This window comes from Geodermatophilus sp. SYSU D00867, from assembly GCF_054050315.1.
On sequence record NZ_JBJGZC010000004.1, the window covers coordinates 90,348 to 107,749 of the forward strand.

At 72.9% G+C, this 17,402-nt stretch carries 6 protein-coding genes; 2 read left to right on the forward strand and 4 right to left on the reverse strand.

Annotation, left to right across the window (positions count from 1 at the left end):
• Positions 1 to 11 precede the first annotated feature (11 nt).
• From ACI8AK_RS05260 to ACI8AK_RS05275, 4 genes are read right to left on the reverse strand one after another with little or no spacing between them, the layout of a single operon-like run.
• Complete coding sequence (locus tag ACI8AK_RS05260) at positions 12 to 4,223, reverse strand: hypothetical protein (RefSeq protein WP_456955352.1); 4,212 nt, start codon at positions 4,221 to 4,223, stop codon at positions 12 to 14.
• Positions 4,223 to 6,883: a hypothetical protein gene (locus ACI8AK_RS05265; protein WP_456955353.1), complete on the reverse strand. Its 2,661-nt coding sequence runs from the start codon at positions 6,881 to 6,883 to the stop codon at positions 4,223 to 4,225. The genes ACI8AK_RS05260 and ACI8AK_RS05265 overlap by 1 nt, the downstream gene beginning before the upstream one ends.
• A complete protein-coding gene (locus tag ACI8AK_RS05270; protein WP_456955355.1) occupies positions 6,883 to 10,248 on the reverse strand; it encodes a DUF6603 domain-containing protein in 3,366 nt (1,121 codons plus the stop codon). The genes ACI8AK_RS05265 and ACI8AK_RS05270 overlap by 1 nt, the downstream gene beginning before the upstream one ends.
• Positions 10,249 to 12,558, reverse strand: coding sequence for a hypothetical protein (locus ACI8AK_RS05275; RefSeq protein WP_456955357.1), 2,310 nt, complete (start codon positions 12,556 to 12,558; stop codon positions 10,249 to 10,251).
• Between the two features lie 836 nt (positions 12,559 to 13,394).
• On the opposite strand from ACI8AK_RS05275, the gene ACI8AK_RS05280 reads away from it, so the two are divergent.
• Positions 13,395 to 14,354: a hypothetical protein gene (locus ACI8AK_RS05280; RefSeq protein WP_456955358.1), complete on the forward strand. Its 960-nt coding sequence runs from the start codon at positions 13,395 to 13,397 to the stop codon at positions 14,352 to 14,354.
• A 33-nt stretch (positions 14,355 to 14,387) separates the two neighbouring features.
• The gene (locus ACI8AK_RS05285) at positions 14,388 to 17,336 is read left to right on the forward strand and encodes a zinc dependent phospholipase C family protein (protein ID WP_456955360.1); all 2,949 of its coding nucleotides are present in this window, start codon (positions 14,388 to 14,390) and stop codon (positions 17,334 to 17,336) included.
• Positions 17,337 to 17,402: the final 66 nt, after the last annotated feature.

The following is a 17,402-nucleotide window of genomic DNA, read 5'->3' on the forward strand; positions in this document are numbered from 1 at the left end:
GGCTGCTCCGCTCAGAAGGACGGCGATGGGTCGACCCCGGGGTCGTGGACGGGCAACACGGTGAGGGGCGTGGCCGTCGCGACCGCGCCGAGGTGTGCAGGATCGGCCATGCGGGTCCGGGCCGACTCCCGCGTCTCGGCGAGGATGGTGACGAGGGTGGCGGTGTCGAGGGGCTGGTCGGTCACCGGGGGGACGGCCAGGAGGATGGCCTGCGGGGCGCGCGCGCCAGGGGCGTCGAAGTGGAAGGCGACCTGCGTGGCCTGCTCCGTGCCCGGGATTGTCTCGCCCCAGCTGTCGAGCAGCCCGAGGGCCACCGGACGGCCGGGCTCGGTGCCCGGATCGAGGGCGCCGGCGGGACCGAAGGCGGCCACCAGGTGGGTGGACGGCGGCACCGGCTCCGCGGCGTCGGCGCCGAGGTCGACCTGCCAGGGGTCGCCGGAGCGGCTGGTCCAGGCGGTGAGGGGCTCGCCGTCGGGGGTGAGGCGGCGCAGCAGCTGCTCGGCCTCCAGCCGGGCGAGCGGCGCCCGCACCGCTGCTACCACCTCCAGCCAGTCCGGGTCCAGGGGGGTGGCCCCGTCGGCGGGCGGTTCGGCGGCGAGGGCCACGGGCAGCTGGTCGAGGGGCAGCCGCGACAGCACGGGCAGCCGGCCCTCGGGCGACACCAGCTCGGCCAGGGCCTGGGCGAGCAGGGGCACGGAGAGGGCGGCGGCGGCTGCCGGTGTGGGGGAGCGGCCGAGGCGGTCGGTGAGGGCGGCGAGGGCGCGGGCCATCAGCACGCCGGGATCCGGGGCGTCGGCCGTGAGCGGCGTGATGCCCCAGCGCAGGGCGTCGCGCAGGCGAGCCCGCTGGCCGGCCTCCGGGCCGCCGGTCACCGCGGTGAGGGCGATCTGCAGGTCGACGGCCACGCCGTGCACGGCGGTGTAGCGGGCGAGGAGGTCGCCGTGCACGGCCGCCTCGGACGGGGTCGACGTGTCGGCGGTGAGGTCGCCCGGCACCACCGGTCGGGTGCCCAGCAGGTCGGCGAGTCGACGGACGCGGCCGTGGGCGGCGAGTTCGGTGTCGGGATCCGGCAGCAGCGCGGCACCGCCGCTGTGGGCCAGGGCGGCGGCGTGGAGGTCGCCGACTGACAGCGACAGGGTGTCGACGGGGCCCAGCCCTACGTCGGCGAGGGTCACCGTGCTCGTCGGGTTCCCGTCACCGTCGAGCACCTGCCAGGTCCAGGCGGGCCCGTCAGGCGGGCCCACCGTGGCCACGAGGAAGGCGGCCACGGCCGGTTCGGCCAGGCATGCGGGGCTGGTGGAGGCGTCGACCGGCGCAGGCGCCGGGGCGTCGGGAAGGGCGGTAATGACGGTGGTCGCCACGCTGCGGCCGGTCCGGGGGGTGCGCAGCACGTCGAGCGTGGGCGGGGCGGTGAGGCCGGCGGCCGCCTCCATCGATCGGGCGGCCAGCGCGGCCCGGCCGGATACGACGTCGAACACGGCCCCGGCCACCAGCAGGTCGCCGTAGGTGTCGACGGCCTCGGCCAGCGGGGCCAGGGTGGCGAGCTGCGCGGGCGTGAGCAGGAGGCTGTCCGGGTGGGTGCGGAACCGGGTGAGCACGGCCAGGCCGTCGCACACCCGCCGGCCGTCGTGCTCGCTGCGGATGGGGAAGTCGCGACGCAGCCGCTGGACCGCGGCTCGCGCGGCGACGGCCCGCTCCACGGCGCGACCCAGGGCCTCGGACAGGTGGGCGCCGAGGCGCACCTCGGCGGCCAGGTGTTCGGCCAGGCGCACGCCCTCGGAGTCCAGGTCGATCTGCCAGCGAGCGGGCTCGGCGTCGAACAGTGACCGGTCGCGGAGGATGGCCGCGGTCAGGGCCTGGGCCTCGGAGGGGGCGTGCAGGTACTCGTCCGGTTGCAGCGGCACGTCCCGGGGCCGCGGCGCGTCGACCCATCCGTAGGCGCCCAGAGCGAAGCGGGCCGGCCCGGCTCCGCTCGTGAGGCGGCGCAGGCGTCCCCAGGCTAGGCCGGTGACCCAGGGGTCGATGCGGTGGCTAGCCGTGTCCAGGGTGGCCCGCAACACCCGTTCGAGCACCTCGATCGGCTCGGGTGCCAGCCGCGCGGCGGCGTCGTGGGCGATGTGGAAGAGGTCGCTCTGGATGTTGCCGCTCAGCTGGGAGTCGTCGAACTGGGTGCCCCACCGCTGGAGCACCGTGGGCGTGTCGTTGGCCGCCGCCACCGGGTCGAGCAGGGGCCCGGTGTCCTGCTTGGCCGCCCGGGCCACCTCGGCGGCGCCGACAGCCCGGGCGTGCACGAGCAGGCGCAGCAACAGGCTATTCGGCCACGACTGGAACAGCTCGCTTCGGCGGTCCTCGGAGGCCAGCACGTTGGGCGGGAATCCGAGGATCCGCTCCACCGCCTCGGCGAAGTCCACGTCGATGTTGTCGGGCTCCACGAGCGGGATGCGCAGGTCCTGCGGCCACCCGAGGGTGGCGTAGCGACGGGCGGGATGTCCTCCGAGGTCGAGCACGGGCTGGGCCAGGTCGGTCCACCAGTCGTGCAGCGCGGCGAAGCCGATCCCCGAGCCGAATGCCCACCACAGGCCGTGCACCAGCTCGAGGGGGAGCAGCCACCGCCAGGCGTAGCCCGGTGAGGAGGGCACCTGGGCGAGTAGATCGAGCAGCCGGGCCGTGTCCGCTCCCGCGGTTGTGCCGCCGGCCTCGCCGGCCGCGATCCACAGCGGCCGCACGCCGAGGAGGACGTCGCGCAGCGAAGCCTCCACGGCCGGGTCGCCCGCCGCCGGGGCCCACCGGGTCAGGGAGGTGACGGGCAGGACGCCGTAGGGCTGATCGCCGATGCGCACGGGCGGCACCGGGCCCTCGGGCAGCAGGTGCTCTCCGGCCCACCGGGCGAGGGCGAAGCCGTCATCGCTCAGGCTCCACACGTCCTTGAGGCCGTGGCCCCAGACCGCCGGCCACAGGGCCGCCACCATGGCCTGGCCCACGTCGATGTCATTGGTGTCGCCGCCGGGCAGGGGACCGAGCGCGGTCCCTGATCCGGTGAGGGCGTACGCGACGGCGGCGGCGCCGTCCTGGGGCCCCGGCGCCACGAGCAGCTGGCGCCACACCTCCGGATCGCGGGCCAGGTCGGCGGCCGGCTCACCGGCCACGGCGTTGGTGGGCGCCCCTAGGGACAGCACCCCGAGGATGCCGGCGTCGCGGTGGGCGCGGAGCAGCTCGGCGGGATCGTCGTCGCCCAGGCCGACGACGTAGAGCACGTCGATGTCGTTGGGGTCGGTGCCCAGGTCCAGCTCCGCACCCAGCCGGACGTCTTTCGCCTCGGCGAAGGAGGTCCACCAGCGGACCTGCCCCGCCTCGACGTCGGGCGGGTCGAGGGTGAGCCGCGATCGGTCCACGGCCAGGGTGGCGGCGAGCGCAGGCGCCGCCCCGCCCCGCACCCACCACAGTTCGAGACGCTCGGGAAGGCCGGCCACACAGCTGACCGCCATCTCCGTGCGCGCATTCCCCGGCCGGGTGATCGTCCAGCCGCCGGCGCCGTCGTTCACCGCCGAAAAGGTGCGGGCCAGCCAGGCGGCCCGACCGGCAGCCCCGACCTGGGCGGCGAAGCGGGTCCACTGGGCCCGGCCGGCGTCGGTGCTCAGGTCGCCGTCCGCGTCGACCCACAGCCGCTCCACGGCGTCCAGCTCGTCGGCCGTCGCCGTCGGCTGATGGCGGTCGAGCGAGGCGGCGTCGGGCACGACGCGCACCTTCAGCGTCCAGTGGCCGCCGACGGCGGACGGCGCCACGAAGCGGGTCTCCAGCCGAAGCGGCAGGAGCACCCCGACGGTGGGCGGCGGAGACCCGGGAGGCGTGTCACGGTCACCCTCAGCCAGCTCGCAGCCCACGTGGATCAGGACGGCGAGCGCCGAGGCGTCGACCGGACGGACGGCGGCCACCTGCGAGATGTCGGTGAAGCGCCCGCCCAGGTCGGCCCGGGCGGCGAGGACGGCCAGGGCCAGTCGGCTGGCGTCGCGGTCGCGGGGGAACGGAGCGGGGCGGGGGAACAGCGGCCGGCGGATCGGGTGGCGGGCGACCTCGGCGAGCAGCTCCTCGGAGCTGGCGACCCGGGACAGCCAGCCCAGGGTCGCTTCGAGGCAGCGGCGGGCGGGTCGGATGTCGAGGCGCAGCAGGCGCAGGGCCTCGCGCAGCTTCGCGGTGGGATCGGGCTGGGTAAGGGGAAGCACCATCACGAGGGCTCCGGGATCAGGGCCTCGCCGCGGATCAGCACACGGTACGGGTCGGCGAAGGCGGCGTCCGCGAAGGAGCCGCCGTGGAGGGCGCCGTCGTACCGGGCGATGCGGGCCGCGTCGAAGCCGGGCAAGGGGGCGCCGTCGGGCTGGCGGGCTGTGTTGAAGAACTGGAACCCCTGAGGCGGTTCCTCCAGCACCACCCAGTGCGCGGCACCGAGCGCGGGGTCGAGGTCGAAGCCGAAGAAGGTGATGTTTGGAGTCACCGATCCCTGGAACGACGGGAGCAGGCGGGAGTCGAAGTCCGGATCGGCCGCCCAGTCGGGCTCGCCGCCGACCAGGCGCGCCGGGGTGAGGTACACGAGGGTGGCGGGGTAGCGCCGGAAGAGCGGAGTCTTGAACACCACCACGAGGTCGGCGCTGGCCGCCGCCGGTGTTTGGTGGGCGGTGGACCCGAGGTCCGAGGCGGCTGGCCAGGCGTGCACGCCGACGATGTCGTCGACGTAGAACCCCGCCGCTGGGTCGGTGCGCGACCAGAACTGGCGCAGGGGCGTGCAGCCGTGGCGAACGGGGATGTTGCGGAAGCGCAGCTCGCCGAGCGTCTGGGAGTTCAGGCCGAGCAGGAACGCGTCAACGAAGGCCGGATTGGTCTCCACGGCCACCACGGCGTTGTCGGCCAGCTGCTGGGCGCCTGGGAGCAGCCAGTCGGGCGCGTGGTCACGCAGCAACTGCCAGGCGGGGATGTCGAGGTCGGGGCACAGCTCGGGCGGGGTCAGGGGCTGATCGTCGAGACCGGTGATGCCGCCGAGCACGCGATCGGCCACGAAGGGGCGGTCCCCCGTGGGGTCGATCGCCGCGGCGACGCCTTCGGTCAGCACGTCTAGGTCGACCGGGTCGCACGGGCGGACCGGTTCCCGCGTGAGCAGCGGCCGAGCGACGTGGAGGAGCGAGTCGCTGTCGGGCTCACTGTCGAGGCGGCGCAGCAGCTCGAGGAGTCGTTCCTCGTCGGGCTGCTTGCCCGTGGGCGAGTCCAGAATGGCCAGCAGCACGAGGGTCTGCAGGCGGCCACCCTGACGGGCCCGGTCGAGGACCTGCCGCATGATCGAGTCGAACAGGTCGATGATGCGGTCCGAATAGGGGCGCCGGTCGAACCGCTCGATCAGCTCTTGCAGCGCCTGGAACCGCGGCCCTCCACCCTGCACTCCTTGCTCCACGGCGGTGTCGAGCGGCTCCACGCCGGTCCGGTCGGCGATGTCGTCGGTGTGGGGCAGGCCCTTCGGCGCGCGCTCGGGCGGCGGTGGGCAGGCGTTGGCCGCCACGATGACCGCTCGGGGGTCGGCGGCGCCGGAGGTGGCCAGCGCGGTGCGGTTGGGTCCCGGGCGCAGGGCCCGGCGGGCGGCCGACGAGAACAGGGCGGCTGGCAGCGGCCGGCCGTCGGCTGTCGCCCGGCCGAGGACCGTGCCCGACGGCGTCATGATGCGGCCGAGGGCCGGGCCGAACACGACCAGGCGGCGCAGCGGGTCCACGGGAAGGCGGCGGGTCCACAGGCCGCGGGCCGCGCCGAGGCCGGCGACCAGGTTCCGCACCCGCTGGGCCGCCGCGGCGAGGGCACCGGCCTGCGCGGCGGCGGCGTCGGCCAGCAGATCCTGCTCGTCGATGCCGATGCCGAGGCCGAGCCCGGCGACGGTGCGGGAGCGGGGGTCCTGGCGGAACACGGCACCCCACTGCGTGCTCGCGGGATCGGCCAACCAAGCGTCTCCATACACGGGCAGACCCACGACCGGGCGGCGCGGGTCGACCACACGGGTGGTGAGCACCTGCACGTCGGCGGCCACGGCCGGGGGCAGGGCGGCGTCCGTGCCGCCGATCGGGGCGAGCGCACCCCGGGCGGACAGCTCGGGACCGTCGGGGACGGGGGTGTAGACCAGCGGGGCCCGTCCCAGGGTGGGATCGGCCTCGGTCGCCTGCAGGCGGGCGGCGAGGGTGGGGAAGTCGCCCTCTTCGGCGGTGCGGAACGACCACCAGTGGTAGGCGGGAAGGGTGACGCTGGCCGTGCCGGTGGTCCAGGAGGGCTGTCCGTCGGGCCGGAAGGCGGGCACGACGACGGCCAGGTACTCGGTCTCGGGGTCGAGGTTGCGCGGTGACAGCAGCCGGGCCCGGGCCGCGTCCGGGCGGTCGGCGTCCTCCTGCACGTGGGCCCACCGCGCCGAGCGCGCCAGGTCGTGGGTGGCCAGCGCCTCCCCTGCCAGGGTGACCGTGCTGCCGCTGCTCAGCGCGACCTCGCCCGCCCCGGGCTTGGCCGTCACCAGCGCCAGCCACGGCCGCAGCTGCTCCAGCGTGGCCAGTTCGGGCGTGTAACGCCACGGCAGGTCGGCCGCGGACAGCTCCACGTAGGCGCACTTGGTCTCTGCGAAGTCCGGCGTGCCAGGGGCCGGCATGCACTGGCCCAGGGCGCCCGGCTTCAGGCCGAGCACGTCGCCGGGGCCGAGGACGTCGAAGGAGATCTCCTCCTCCGCCTCGTCGTGAGGCGGTTCCTGGTTGCGGAGGGTCATCCCGATGCGGCCGGTCAGCCGGCCGTCGTCCAGGGCGGTACCCGACACCACGGCGTAGATGCCGGATCGCGCCCAGCCCCGGAAATTCAGGCGCAGCGGATCGGGCATCAGAACACCCCCACGTCGACCACATCATCGGCGGGCAGGGCCACGCCCCTGACCCGGCGGGCCCGCTGGTGCGCGTCGGTGACCGGGCGGCCCTCGGCCAGCAGCGCCCCGCCGGTGGTGCGCACGGCGAAGCGCTCGTCGGTCACCGTCACCGTCGGTGCGGTGGTGCGCACCACCGCCGGCCCGGTGCGCTCGGTCACGGCCGCGAGGGTGATGCGGGCGAAGGCGAAGGCCAGAGCGGACAGGGGGACACGCTCGGGAAGGCGGATCTCCACCACGGCTACGGGGTGCAGCACGGCGGCGGACTCCTGCGTCGCGAAGCCTAGGACCACGCCGGCGTCCAACTGCTCAAAGGCCGGGCGGTTCAGCGCCTCGGACTCCGACAGGTTCGTGAAGGAGCCGGGAGCGAACAGGCCGACGGCGGTGCCCGACGCATGGGGACACTCCAGGATCACCGACTGCTGGGTCGGCAGCGGGTTGCCCTCGAACCGGTCGAGGAGCACGTCGAACGGCGCCCGCTTCTGCGTCCAGCGCACGGCGCCGAGGGGCGACACAAGCGGCCGGGCGCCGGCCGTGGGCCGGGGCTGCTGGGCCACCTCCCGGTCGTCGCCGCCGACGGCCTCCAGGTTGGCGGGGTCGGCGACCTCCGACCGCAGTTCCTGCACCACGCTGGACACCGGCGCGGGAGCGGGCTCGGCCGAGGGGCCCAGCACGATGCGGGCCTCGGCGCAGATGTCGAACCACAGGATCTCGAAGCAGGCCTTGCCCACGATGGTGAACGGGCCCGGTCCGGACAGCACGCCTTCGAGGCGCACGCCGGCGAGGGTGAAGGAGTTCCACCGCAGCCGCACGCCGGCCGAGATCGACACCTCGAACCAGAAAGGTGAGAACTGCACGAGGGCGTCGAGGGCCAGGAAGCCCACCAGGTTGAGCGGTCCCAGCTTGTAGCCGACCTCGATCCGGCCGCCGAACTGCACCGTGTTCGAAGTGACGGCGAAGTACGCCTCAGCCCGCACGAGCAGCCCCGGGCTGGGGCTGTCGAGCGTGAGGGCCAGCCGGGTCATCTCCGGCAGCACCGCGGGTTCGGGCTCGAAGCGAGGGTGGGTTCCGCCGAGGCTGAGGACCAGGTAGGCGGGGTCGCCCCAGTGGAGGCGGAAGGCGCCGTCACCGGTGAGGTGGAAGACGAACAGCGCGTGCGACTGGATGAGCGTGGCGTCCACCTCGATGATCCGCCTGGGGAAGTCGACGAACCCCACGACGTCGAGGCGCAGCTGCAGCAGCTTCGGCACGTCCGGGATGGGCGGCACGCTGGCCCGCGCCGAGCCGAACAGCACGATCTTGGTGGGTCCCGGGAACTCGAAGAACAGGCCGATGTCGAGCAGCAGGAACTTGTGGCCGGCCAGGTTGAGCCAGGAGAACTGGATGGTGGGGCCGAACACATGGGTGCCCTCGGCCGGGGGGAACAGTGCCCCCAGGTCGCCGAGCAGGGCCGGCGCGTTGCGGATGGGGTCCTCGGCGAACAGCACGTTGCCGGCCGCACCCGAGGTGAGCCGCTCGCGCAGGGCGTCGGTGTCGACCCGCCGGTTGATGCCGATGAGGCCACCGAAGCCGGAGATCTCGAAGCCGAAGCCCACCTGGATGCCGGGGGAGAAGCGCACGCCGAGCACGAGGATGAACGAGCGGCTCCGGTTTGCGTCGGCGGGCGAGCCGGTCAGCTCGTGGAGGCCGAAGGCGGTGACCTCGAAGGTGCCGACCTTCACGTAGACCACACCGCCGAAGCGCTCGTTGGGTCCGCCGGTGAAGTCGAGGAAGCCGCCGCCGGTGAAGATGCCGGCCTCGACCTGGAGGCCGGCACCGGTGGGCGGCAGGAAACCGACGTACTGCTTGTCGCCGTCGACGGTCCACCAGCCCACCCAGCCGCCGAGGCCGCTGCACACCAGGGTGGCCGGCCCCAGCTTCAGTGAGACGTGGAAGCGCACCTCGGCGCGGATGTCGAACGAGGACGCCGTGGCCGTTATCGGCACCAGCACCTCGATGCTGTGGAGGGTGACGTTGACCGGCCCGTCCTTGGGGCCGATGGTGGCATCGACGTCGAAGGTGACGGCGAGGCCGGCGCCGAGGTTGAGCCGCAGGCCGGTGCCCTCGACGTAGGCGAGGCCGAGGTCGAGGTCGAACCGCACCCCGTCGCCGAGGACGGTGTTGGACACGCCGAAGGTGCGCCACCACCGGTTGGTGAGCACGAGGGAGAAGTCCTCGACGCGGACACCGATTACCACGACCGGCGTCGTCTCGCGGATCTCCAGGTAGAGAACCAGGTCCCTGGCGACCAAGCGGGTGTCGTAGGGAGGGCCGAGTGCCAGGTCCGGCGCGTCGTCGGGTAGTTCCCGTCCGAACGACACGATCACGGGGTCGTCGGGGCCCGGCGGCTCGGTGACGTTCGCCAGGGGGAACTGGCGGAAGGCGCCGTGCCAGGAGCCGTCGTAACCGAAGCCGACGTTGATGCCCGGCTCCACCCGCAGGTGCCAGCCGTCGTCGAAGTCGTACTGCCAGCGGTCGCCGGTCGCGGCCAGGGCCAGCCACATCTCGAACAGGGTGCGGGTGCCGCCGCCGCGGGCGACCCGCTGCGAGCGGATCCCGAGGGTGGCCGACAGGTCAGGCAGCAGGTCGGCGGCCAGGTCGTAGATCGAGCCGGGATGCGGATCGGCGGATGCCGGGTCCCCGAAGGGGACGGTGATAGAGATCCAGTCCTCGCTGCGCTCACGGAAGTCCCGCCAGGGGCCCGGCGCGTCGGTGGGCGGCGCCGGCAGGGGGGCGATGCGGTTGTCCCCCCGCGCCAGTGCGATCAGCGTCTGGGGGACGAGGAGGAACAGCCCCACGAGGACGGCGGGCAGCCGCCCGGTGCCGGGGGCGCCGGCGTCACCGAGCAGGGCGTCCCACAACTCCTCGTTCACCGCCGTGCCGGGATCCCGTAACACCTGATCGGCGCGGACCCAGTCGATCGTGTCCTGCCCGTCGGGGTCGCGCGCGATCACGCCGGCGACGGTGAGGAACGCGGCGGTGCGGGGCAGGCGCTCGTCGAGGAATCGCACGAGCATGGCCTCGGGGCCGTCGGGGCCGCCGAATGCCGCATCGGCGACATCGCGCAGGCCGCTGCGCCACGAGTCGACGGCGCCCACCCAGGCGTTGGGGTCGGCCGCCTCCGTGACGGCGCGGGCGCGCTGGGGGAGCTGCGCCAGGGCCTGCCGGGCCGCGGCCGCGTCCGGCGGGTCCAGCGGCGGAAGGAGGACGTTGGCGCCGTCGAGCGCCGAGGTGATGGCGTCGACCAGGGCGTGGGTGATGCCCTCGAACACCGAGTCGGCGGCCATCTATCCCAGCTCCACGGCCGTCTGGGTGGTGTGCCGCCCGGCGGCGGCCAGGTCCTCGCCCACCGGCGAGGCCAACACGTGGTGCACGGTGAGGGGGCCCGACGTGAAGGTCAGCAGCGAGGTCTGCGGGAGGCCGTCCCACACCCGGCCGATCCGGTGCAGGTCCGACGCCCGCAGTGCCCGCAGCATGGCGAAGGACCTGGCAGGGTCCCAGCCGACCCACGGCGGAGGCGCTCCGGTGATGTCGGTGAGCAGCGGGCCCGCCGGGGGCAGGCGCTCGTCGTCCACGGGCTCGATCGAGTAGCGCCAGTCGCCCGCGCCCAGCCCGTAGGCGGTGGCCACCTCCTCGGACAGCACTGCCGGCGTCTCCTGGCCGGCGCGGAAGACCCGGCCGAGGAGCACGTCGACCATGTCGTCGTAGGGCAGCACTGCGCCTGCCGGTGGCGGGCTGGCCAGGGCGGCGCGTTGGCCAGCGGTGAGCGCGGCGAATCCCCTAAAGCGGCGGATGCGCTCGATGCCGAGGCGCGTGGCCAGGTCACCGAGCAGGTGCAGGACCATGGTCTTGGCGTCCGCGTTCTTCGCCGCGCTGCTGGTGACACCGGCGCCGCGGGTCGTGGCGCCGTCGCGCTCGTAGCGCAGCGCGGCGGTGGTGCTGTAGTGGACGTCGCCGCCGAGCAGCAGCACGGGGCCGTAGGCGGCCAGTCGACGCAGGAGCTCCTGGTGGTTGGGCGTGGCGGCCAGCCAGGATTCGAAGTCGGCGTAGACCGAGCCGCCCGGCAGCAGTGACATCGCGGGCTGGATGACGTGCTCGATGACGTGGGTGCCGAGCACGGGGGAGGGGGCGATGACGAGGGTGGCGGCGGCCGGCGCGCCGGCGTCGGGGCCGGGAAGGGAGGCGGCCAGGGCGGCCATGGAGATGCGGGCTGCGGGGCGGTCGACCCGCAGGAACTCGCGGGCCGTGCGCTCGTCCAGAGCCAGCACCCGCACGGGCCAGCCGTCGGCCGGACCGAGCTCCACGTCGTAGCGGACGGTGCCGGGCGCGGTGGGGTCGCGCAACACCGACGGGGGAGCCGGCGGGGGGTCGGGGACGCCGAGCAGGGTGCGCAGGGCCGGGGTGTCCGGGGTGGCGCCGGTGTGAGCGGCGGCGACCAGCAGCCGGGCCTCGGGGCTGCCGCCGGTGGTGAAGCGGCCCGGCGCGTTGCCCCAGTGCTGACACAGGGCGTAGGCGAGCAACCCGTTGAGCACGATCCGGCTGCCGGCGGGGTTCCCGTACACGGCGGTGGCCCAGGGGTGGTTGAGGTTGAAGTCGTCGGTGACCTCGTGGTCGTCGAGGATCATGACCGACGGAACCGTCGCAAGGACTCGCCGCACGCCGGGCAGGCCGGCCCGGAATCGGCCCAGGGACGCCACCTGCTCGGTCCAGGTGACCTCGGCGGCGGCGCGGGCTCCGGCGTCGAGGCCGGGAGGTAGGTCGACGGCGGGGTCGACGTCGGCCCAGGCGGGAACCGCAGCCGGCCACAGCGTGTCGGACCAGTAGAGCAGGTAGGCGGCGAGGAACTCCCCGAGCGTCCACAGGTGGTCGCTGGCCGCGGAGGACGTGAGGCCGAAGCCCTCGGACGGCAGCTGGCGGCCGGTGAAGGGGGGCAAGGAGCCGAACACGGAGGTCTCGTCGATGCCCACCAGGTCGGTGGCCACGCGGCGCACCCGGGGTGCCATCGGCCCGGCCACCTCGTCCGCGTAGATCTGGTCGCCGCTCATCACCAGCAGATGGGGGCGGGGGTTGGGGGTGCCTGCCGCGAGGCGCTCGGCGATCAGGGCGGCGGCCAGGGCCAGACCGTCGAGACCCCCACCGTGCGGCTTGCGGCACGAGGTATGGAGCACGACGAGGTCGTCGACGGCCGCCGGTGGGCCGGGGAAGGAGGGCTGAGCGGTCCCGAGGGCCAGGTCGCCCCACGCGGGCTCCGACGGCCAGCCTGGTGACGACAGCCGGTACTCGTACAGGGCGCCGGCGGCGAACTCACCACCATCGGGGGCCGCGCCCGTGACCACGCACAGCCACAGGGCGGTGCCGACCTGCACCGGCGTTGCAGTGGTGGTGACCTCGGTGACGGGTCGACCGGCCAACCGCACGTGCAAGGTGACGTCGCTGCCCCGGGTGAGCGCCACCCAGACCGACACTTGGGCACGGGTGAGCCTGCGCAGGACCGGACCCGCGACGACGGCCGGCAGGGAAGGGACGTCGAGGGCTATCGCGTCCAGTGCCACCTGGCCCGCCTCTCTTGGTGAGTTGCCGCGGGAAGTGCCGGTCACCTTTTTCGGTTACGTCGCCCTCCTGTCGTCCACGGAGGGCATTCCGGACCGGCAGGAAGGGTGAGGAAAATCCGGTCGCAGCCCGGCCCGGAGAATGAATGCCGCACCGGCGGAGGCCATCCGAGGACCTGCTCTCCGTCAAGTCCGGCGCCGGTCGACGACGGGGTCTCCCACGCCTTTAAACGGTCCGGACGTCCCGTCACCGATGCGTCACCATCGCGTCATCCCGTCCCGGGGCGCGTGCCGGCTCGACGATCGCGACGAGGGTGCCGGAGGCAGAGGGTGAGGACGGCGGACACCCAGCACGGCGGCCCCGGTCACCGGCGTCCGGAGGCATCGTGGCCAACGCCGGGGCTGCCACCCGAGTGCGGAGCCAAGCGGCGGCCCGGACTCTCCACCGCCGCCTGCAGGACGTAAGGGGCACGGTTGCGCCGAGGCCCAGAGGCCGTCAGGGCGCTGATGGCGGCGGCCGGACCGGAGTGGACGTCGGTGGTCATGGAGGTGTCGGCGAGGCTGCGGCAGTCGGCCGTGGCACGGGCGGTGCTCGCAGCACCGCGGATCGCGCCCGGGTCACGGCGCGACGAATCCTCGACGCCTGAACTGCGGTGCTCGGCCGGCGCCGCCTCGGAGCGAGGGCTCTGTCACCGATCGTCGGAGCACTGCGTCACCTGGAGACCGAGCCGACATCGCTGGTAGCTGCCGTCGAACGCGTTCTCCTCCCTTGACCGACACGCAGGCGGAGCGAGACGGTCCCGTACGCCCATGAGGCAGCGCAGGCGCCGGTCCCAGCCACGGAGGCGACGATGTCCCCGGATCGCAGACCGCAGAAGGACATCTTGGTCAAACCGATCCTGAGCGCGCGGATCACCTCGGTCTCGCGTGCCTCCGAGACACAACTCGCCATCCAGTACGAGATCCGCAACTGGGGGCCGACCGCCGCCAATTTCGTCTCCGTCTTCTGCCAGACCGCCGCGGCCGCCTCGACCGGCGGGCCCGGTTCCGGGTGGGGCACGACGGAACTCGGCCGTCCGTCGGTGACCGCGACCCTGGTCGTCGAGGCGGGCCAGACCCTGGCCCTCAGCACTTCGGTCGACTCGGCAGCCGCGGCAGACCCCGCCACGTCCACGGAGACGGCAACGGCCGTCGTCGTCTCCGTCAGCGACGCGCTGCTTGACCCGTTTGGCAGGCGCGCACGGCAGGACGTCTTTCGCCGCACCGTGGACGCCGGAAACCTCATCGGCGGCGTCGATCCGCCTCCGATTCTCCAGACCGGCTGGCGTCTCCGCGGGAACTGGACCGCACTGGACTGGAGCCAGGACAACGCGGTCGACGAGCGACGCTTCATCTGGCACCACGCGCTCGACCCCGGGGCGGGACAGCGGCGCAGGGGGATCCGCGGCACGGACGCACCGGACGACTTCCTCCTGCAGCTGGAGACGCCCCTGGTGTCACTCCGGTTCGGTGAGGACACCGTGTGCCAGTTCGAGTACCTCGCGCGGGCTCCGGACGACGGCACCCGCACGCACACGCCGGGCCTCGCCTCGGTTGACGGGCGCTTTCCCGAGCTGAGCCCGCCGGAGGCGTCGCAGCCCGTCGAGCTCTCGGCGACGGGAGCGACGAACGTGTGGACCCAGCATCGGATCGAGCTGTTCGTGCCCACCGAGGCCGCGAGGGTCTTCGCCGGTCTGTACACCGACGCAAGCGCCGGCGACTACCTGTTCGACGGGCTGTCCGTCTCGCAACGTCATCGGTCGATGGCGCTGGCGTGGGTCCCGAGCCTGGCCTTGACCGACTAGCCGACGGCCCGATCGAGGAGGGCGTGCGCACCGATGCCCAAGTATGGCGTGCACCATGTCGTGCTGACGCAGGCCGTGGAGTCCCTCCTGACCGCGCCGGAGGGAACCGCGGCTCACGCCCGAGGCAAGCTGCTCAAGGAGCAGCGCTTCGCGGCTGACCTCGGGGCGATCGGCCCCGACCTCTTCTTCTTCGGCGGCGACTATCCGGCGCTCAGGCTCCTGGCGCCCCTCCACACTGCCTATCTGCGGCTCCGGCGCGGGTTCGCGGCGGCAATGGAACCCATCGAGGAGGTGCTCGAGCCGCTCGGGCAGGTCGTCGACGAGACGATCGACGCACTGACGGAGATCCCCGGCCTCGGACCGATCGTCGAGTTCGCACGGCAGGTCTCGGCGGAGACGCAGGAGATCGAGACGCTTCTCGACGAGTTGTTGGACACGGCGGTGGGCGCCTCGGTCGTCGGCGTCGCCGGGCTGGCGGGCGGCGACGGCATTGAGTTCTTCCGCGGCACCTACCAGGACATCTTCCAGCCACCGCTGCAGGCCGGCATGGAGGAACCCGACTGGTTCTGGTTCGACATGCTCCACTACCGCCGGCCGTCGGCCTTCGCCAGGGCACTGCTCGACCGCGCCGAGGAGAAGGAAGGCCCGGTACGGGCGAAGCTCAGGGCGTACGCCCTGGCCTATCTGTCCCACATCTCCACGGACGTCGTGGGTCACCCCTACGTGAACGTGCTCTGCCATGCGCCGTTCCGCATCGGTGTGCAGCGCCATGTCGTGGTGGAGAACTTCATCGACCAGTGGGTGTGGCAACGCAGGTTCCCCGGCGAGAGCGTCCGGACCCATCTCTGGGAGCACCTCAGCTTCAAGGACCACGAGTCGCTCGACGACGACATCGCCGACCTCATCTGTGCGGCGCTGAGGGACACCTACGCCGACATCGCGCACCCTGAGGTGCCGGAGGGCATGCCCGGCCGGGATTACGTCAAGACCTGCTACGACGTCCTGCGGACGGCGATGTCCTACCTCGGGGACAACGAGGACCTCCGCCCTCGCGAGCCGTATGTCGGCGCCAACGACGACCTGGCCGACCTGGCCGACTTCCTGGCGACCTTCATTCCACCGTCCCCGCCACCGGCGCCGATCGTCATCGATGCCCCCGAGGCCGTCAACCAGTTCATGACCAACTACCTGACAGCGGTCAACTGGCTCCGTGACGTCGTCAAGTCCCTCCTCACGACCGTGCGGCTGGATCCGGAGAGCCCCGGCGACCTAGCGGTCCGCCAGGTGCTGCTCATGCTCTACGCCTGCCAGTGCGCCCTGTATCAGATCTACCGGTGGTTCCAGGAGGCGCTGGCCCTCGCGGGCCTGCAGTACCCGGAGCCGGAGACCGCCCGGCTGAGGGGTGAAGCGGGGGTCGTCACCGCGGGGATCGCCGAGCAGTTGCTCGTCCCCGCCGCCGCCCGCGAGGGCATCGAGCGCGGCTATCCGGCCCTCCGGCCGCCGGACCAGGATCACATGCGGTTCCCGGCATGCCGAATCCCTCCACCGGAGACCGGTCCGATCGGTCGAACGGCATGCGAGACCTCGCGGTGCACCGAGCTCCCGGAGACGACCGCGGCTCCCTACCCTCTCACCGATCGCACGACGCCGGAGGTCTTCCTCTCCGAACTTCCGTTCCGACCGGACATCCTCGAGCGGTACGCGTCCGCGACCTCCCCCGAGGCCACGGAGAAGCTCGTCAAGAGACACGGGGCCTTCGGCAACGCCGTCGACTTCACCGCCTGGCTGATCGAGCACGCGGGCGATCCGCGCCACGACCTAGTAACGCTGTGCGACTGGAATCTCGACGCCGACCGTGGCTATGCGGCCAAATGCTGGACCGGCTTCCCTCCGGTCTGCAGCAACGGAGCCGTCACTTTCGGCCTGAAACACGGCCGCGACACCTACCTGAGCGTGTTTCCCCAGGTACTGCCCGACGCCACTGGGGTGCCCGTCGCGGACGGAGGACCGTCGTTGACCGCACCGGACCGGCGGATCGCACAGTGCCTGCTCACGAGTCTCAACCACCGCGAAGATGCCATCCCTCCGCGCCTGGCCAACTGTCTCAACCCGCCTCCGGACCAGGCTCCGCCCGACCTCGCGGAGTGGCTGCTCGCGGTTCCCGAGCGACTCGTCATCGAAGCCGACGACCCCGAGGTCCTCCGGTGCTTCTACGTCAACGGCATCAACACGGACCACTACTCGGCGATCTTCGAGGTCGCGCGGATCCGGGACATGCTGTTCACGCCGGCCCAGAGGGTGGGCTATGCCGATGTGTCGGTCGAGCTCATCCACAACCGCCGGTTCTTCTTGGACGTGCTCTTTGAATGGGTGGTCGACAAGGTGACCGGAGAGGCCCTGTCCAGGGGCCTCCGGCCAGCGTTCGCCAACCCCGCCACGATCGGTGTGATCGCCGCGCTGCACACGGCGATGCAGGCGAACACGCCCCTGCTGCTGATCGGATACAGCCAAGGCACGTTGATCACCGCAAACGCGGTCCTCGCGTTCACGGCCATGAGTAACGATCGCCTGTCGTACTGCCAGAACAATGTCCGGGTGGCGCATCTCGCGCGGCTTATCAGCCAGGACGTCACGACGGCGGTGCAGCAGCGGGTGCGTGCGTACGGTCACCTCAACATCGCCGGTGACGCGGTCGTACTGGCGGTGACCCAGGACGCGGAGGCCGCGGGTGAGCTGACGACCGAAGACCTCGAGCGCCTGGCGGGGCCGATCGCGTCGTACGAGCAGGCCCGTGCCGCGTTCGAGGTGCTCCAGCGCACGCTCGCCGGAACGGCTCTCGGGGACCTCCTGCAACAGGCGGCGGCTGACCCGGTTTCCAGCGGCTTGCACAATCACGCATCGGCGCTGCACTTCCAGGAGGTGCGTGACCAGCTCACCCGTGGTGCAGGCGATGCGCGGCGCGTCTACCTCGGCCGCTCCTAGGAGCTCGGCCAGCATGTGCCGGCCCTTTCTCGATCCTCCGGCTGTGCACCCGCGTGAGCGGGAATC

What these genes read in the sequence shown, in the direction of transcription:
- ACI8AK_RS05285 (WP_456955360.1), top strand. Translation starts at nt 14,388, where the DNA reads ATGCCCAAGTATGGCGTGCACCATGTCGTGCTGACGCAGGCCGTGGAG.
- ACI8AK_RS05265 (WP_456955353.1), bottom strand. Translation starts at nt 6,883, where the DNA reads ATGCCCGATCCGCTGCGCCTGAATTTCCGGGGCTGGGCGCGATCCGGC.
- ACI8AK_RS05270 (WP_456955355.1), bottom strand. Translation starts at nt 10,248, where the DNA reads ATGGCCGCCGACTCGGTGTTCGAGGGCATCACCCACGCCCTGGTCGAC.
- ACI8AK_RS05260 (WP_456955352.1), bottom strand. Translation starts at nt 4,223, where the DNA reads ATGGTGCTTCCCCTTACCCAGCCCGATCCCACCGCGAAGCTGCGCGAG.